The following is a 3,826-nucleotide window of genomic DNA, read 5'->3' on the forward strand; positions in this document are numbered from 1 at the left end:
GCTCCGCAGCCGCCGGTGAACCAGCAGCCTGCCGCCGGGTGGGGTGCTCCGCAGCAATACAACTCCGGACAACCGCGCCCCTCGTTTTTCAAGAATTGGAGCTTGAAGAAGGGGCTCATTGTTGGCGGCGTCGCGGTCGTGGTCGCAGCGGCGGCAGGAGCTGGTGCCTATGCCGCCGGAAACGGGACCGCGGCGGCTGATACCAGCAGCGCGCAGGGACCTGGTGCCGGGCAGAACGGCCAGGGTGGTTTCGGTGGGCCAGGCGGCACGAACGCAGGTCCGGGCGGTCTCGGTGTCGGCATGGGCGGCCTGAACGCTGCAATCCACTCGGAATATGTGGTCCTCCAAAACGGCAGCTACGTCACCATGGCGGGCCAGCTGGGTACGGTCACTGACATCTCGGCGAGCTCCATGACGGTCAAGAGCGAAGACGGGTTCACCCGCACTTATGCGCTGGGAACGGACGTCACAGTAGCGGAAGGCGTCCGGCAACGCGGAAGCGGAAGCACCGGCACCACCCTGACCCTCGCCGATGTGAAATCCGGATCCAGCGTGAGGGTCACTGCACTCAAGGAGTCCGACAAGTACACGGCCCAGTCCATCCAGATCGTCACTGCCACCACATCAAGTACCCAAGGAACCGGCACTACCAACTAGCGATGGGTGCTGCTTGCCTCCGTCGTGACCTTCTTTGCCGCGCTTTGGCCTCAGATTGACGCGACTCGCCGTGTCGCAAGCGCTTTCCGAATTCAAAGAAGGTCACGACGGCGCGTCCGCGGTTGCACTGCAACAGGGCCTTAGCAGACGATTTGGCAAAAAATTTCCATGAGACGCAGACTCAGGATTGGACAAGGGTTGTTTCATATCTCGAGATTCAAAGGCAAGCGCATGACGTGACCTGAGATTCAGAAAAATATCCTTCTATCAAATTTTATTCGAATATTGCGCTCGTAACGGCCAGTGTGACGAACGAGAATGAGTCACATTTGGACATGTCTGAATTGTGACGTGCAGCACAATAGTCCGATTCGTCTCAAAATGTGGACGGTTCGGTCCTTTGTTACTTGCAAGTTCCCTTTGTTACGTTGCACACTTCAAATGTGAACAAGAACTCAACAGCATCTGCAGCCGCAGCGATCGAGCCCAGCGCACCCGCTGGTCCTTCGATGAGCTGTTGTCGAATGCATGCCTAACTTAAGACCCCAAGAAGTTTCAGGCATTCGCCCCCTGCCCAGCGTCGGGCGCCCCTCCCCATCTCATTGCGGGGACCAGACCAGCATTCGAAGCCGCGATGACGGCTATTCACTTTGAGGTAAGCAATCCATGTCAGTTGCATCCGGATACGTCCACATCTCCGTCCGTAACGCCAATAAGGCCGCGTCGAACGCCGGCCTGCGTCCCGGCTTCGGCAACCGCCCGGCCTACGCCCAGCCCGCACCGCAGGGTGGCAGTCAGGCACCCGGTTACGTCCCCCAGGGCTACAACCCCAACTCCTACGGCCAGCTCCGCGCTGTTCCCGCCAACGAGGCCTCGCCGATGACCGCACCCACGCCTGTCCTGGCTCCAGCGGACCGCTCCATCCGTCCCGTTGCCAACGACAATGTGGCCCGCGGGTTCGTGCTCTACATGGGCATCGACGAAGATACCGCCGCGGCCGCCGGAACATCCATCGCCAAGCTTGCCCAGGAAATCCGAGCCTACGCGCAGTCCCTCGTTTCCGGCGCCGAGAGCTATGCCGCCGTCGCGGTAGCCCCGGCCAGCGCGCCCGGTTCCGCGCTCGACGTCGTCCGCTCGACTTTCGGTGACCCCACCGTTGGCAACCGCCAGCGCTCCGAGGCGCTCCGCCCGCAGCCTGCACAGGAAGCCCGCCCGTCCGGCGTCTTGATCGACCTCGCCCGCCGTGAGGTGCACCTCGACGGCGAATCCCTGAACCTCACGTTCAAGGAATTCGAGCTTCTCAACTACCTCGTCGAGAACGGCACCCGAACCGTGGGCCGCGACGAACTCCTCGAGGGCCTGTGGCGCAACGCCGAAGAGGTCCCCAACGAGCGCACCATCGACGTCCACATCCGGCGCCTCCGCTCCAAGCTCGGCCGCCTCGCAAACACCGTCCGCACCGTACGCGGCCAGGGCTACCGCTTCTACGAGCACCCCGAGGTCATCGTCTGGGCCGCTCCGGAATACTCGATCTAGCCTCAGCGAAGCCGAAGGCGCCCGCTCCCTGCTTGGGGGTGGGCGCTTTCGCTTCCGCGGGACGATCCATCGGCGCCTGCGCTCGTTCCTCCCCACCTGCTCCCAGCCTTCGCAAGCCCAGGCCGGGACCCTCGCCGGCGTGGGCCCAACGCAACAACGGCGCTTTCGGGATATCCCGCTCACGCTACAGCGCCCGCGCCAAAAGGGCCCGTCGCATTCCTGCGCTCAGGACCAGTGAGCATGTGCCTCCGCGGCGATAGGGTGGGGGGATGAGCGAGCATCACATCAAGCGGCTGGTGATCATGCGGCATGCGAAATCGGACTGGCCCCTTGGGGTGCCGGATCATGAGAGACCCCTTGCCGAGCGTGGCCACCGGGAGGCACCCCTTGCCGGGAAATGGCTCCTCAAGCACCACGTCGTTCCGGACTTCATCCTGTGTTCGTCCGCGCTGCGGACCCGGCAGACCTGCACGTGGGTGTGCAGCGAGCTGGGGGACAAGGCCCCGACGCCGAAACTCGAGGACGGCCTGTACGCCGCCTCCGCGCAGCGGATATTGACCGTCATCAACCATGTGCCGGAAACCGTCACGACACTCATGGTCTTCTCGCACATGCCTGGAGTGCAGGACCTCGCGATGCACTTGGCTTCCCGCGACTCGGACCATGACGCCTACATGGATGCCGCAACGCGTTACCCCACCAGCGCCATGACCGTGATGGAACTCGAAAAGCCGTGGGCCGAACTCGACGGGCAGGATGCCCGCTTGACCCACTTCGCGGTGCCCCGCCCAAAGAAGTAAAATCCTTGGCGCGAATTGGCAGCTAATGCCCCTTTGTGCCGGCAAAGTCAACTGGTCGTAGCAACGCAGGGGGTTTAGGCTGCCTGCAGCAGCTGGTTGAGCCGGTTGGCTGGGGTTTGTAGGTTGAGGGTGGGCCGTGGCCGGCGGTTGAGTTTCGCGGCGACCCGGCGGAGATCCTCCGGGGTGTGAGCGGAGAGGTCCGAGCCTTTCTCGAACCAGAATCTCAGGAGCCGGTTGGTGTTTTCGTTCGTTCCGCGTTGCCAGGGTGAGTGTGGGTCGCAGAAGTAGAGCGTGGTGTCGAGTGCGGTTTGGATCCGCGCGTAGTCGGCCAGTTCCGTGCCGCGGTCCCAGGTGATCGACTGTCGCAGGTGGTCCGGGAGGTTGCCCATCTCCCGGATCATCGCGGTAGCGACGGTCTCGGCGCTGTGGTTCCCGGGGAGGTGGAGCAGGATCGTGAACCTGGTCGAGCGCTCCACGAGGGTGCCGATCGCGGTCCCGTCGGAGCCGATGATGAGGTCGCCTTCCCAATGCCCTGGGACGGCCCGGTCCTGGGCCTCTGCCGGCCGCTCACTGATCTTGAACGCTTCCTTGTAGGGGCTGTTCTTGGTCCTGTCCGCGGCGTGGGGGACCCGCTGTTTCCGTTTCAGGCTGAGCTTTTCGGCCAGATCCGCCCGCAGGATCCCGCGGGATTGGACGTACAGCGCCTGGTAGATCGTCTCGTGGCTCACCTGCATAGTCTGGTCATCGGCGAAGTAAAACGCCAACATCGATGAAATCAGTTTCGGGCTCCACCCGTCGTCCATCCAGACCGCTATCAGCCGGCAGAGCGCTTC

The 3,826-nt window shown here is 63.2% G+C and carries 4 protein-coding genes; 3 read left to right on the forward strand and 1 reads right to left on the reverse strand.

Annotation, left to right across the window (positions count from 1 at the left end; all coding sequences use genetic code 11):
• The 3 genes from QRN59_RS19885 to QRN59_RS19895 form a co-directional block, all read left to right on the forward strand.
• On the forward strand, positions 1–657 hold a 657-nt coding region (locus QRN59_RS19885), incomplete at its 5' end, for a hypothetical protein (protein WP_284984187.1).
• A 666-nt stretch (positions 658–1,323) separates the two neighbouring features.
• Positions 1,324–2,193 carry a winged helix-turn-helix domain-containing protein gene (locus QRN59_RS19890; RefSeq protein WP_284984188.1) on the forward strand — a complete coding sequence of 290 codons (870 nt, stop codon included), beginning with the start codon at positions 1,324–1,326 and terminating at the stop codon, positions 2,191–2,193.
• Between the two features lie 269 nt (positions 2,194–2,462).
• Positions 2,463–2,993, forward strand: coding sequence for a SixA phosphatase family protein (locus QRN59_RS19895; protein WP_284984189.1), 531 nt, complete (start codon positions 2,463–2,465; stop codon positions 2,991–2,993).
• A 74-nt stretch (positions 2,994–3,067) separates the two neighbouring features.
• On the opposite strand, the gene QRN59_RS19900 is transcribed toward QRN59_RS19895, so the two are convergent.
• A partial coding sequence (locus QRN59_RS19900; protein WP_284984190.1) for an IS30 family transposase occupies positions 3,068–3,826 on the reverse strand: 759 nt, incomplete at its 5' end.

The organism is Arthrobacter sp. efr-133-TYG-118, from assembly GCF_030209755.1.
In the GTDB taxonomy this organism is placed as follows: domain Bacteria; phylum Actinomycetota; class Actinomycetes; order Actinomycetales; family Micrococcaceae; genus Arthrobacter.

Excerpts from the sequence above, each read along its gene's own strand:
- QRN59_RS19890 (WP_284984188.1), top strand. The coding sequence starts at position 1,324 with ATGTCAGTTGCATCCGGATACGTCCACATCTCCGTCCGTAACGCCAAT.
- QRN59_RS19895 (WP_284984189.1), top strand. The coding sequence starts at position 2,463 with ATGAGCGAGCATCACATCAAGCGGCTGGTGATCATGCGGCATGCGAAA.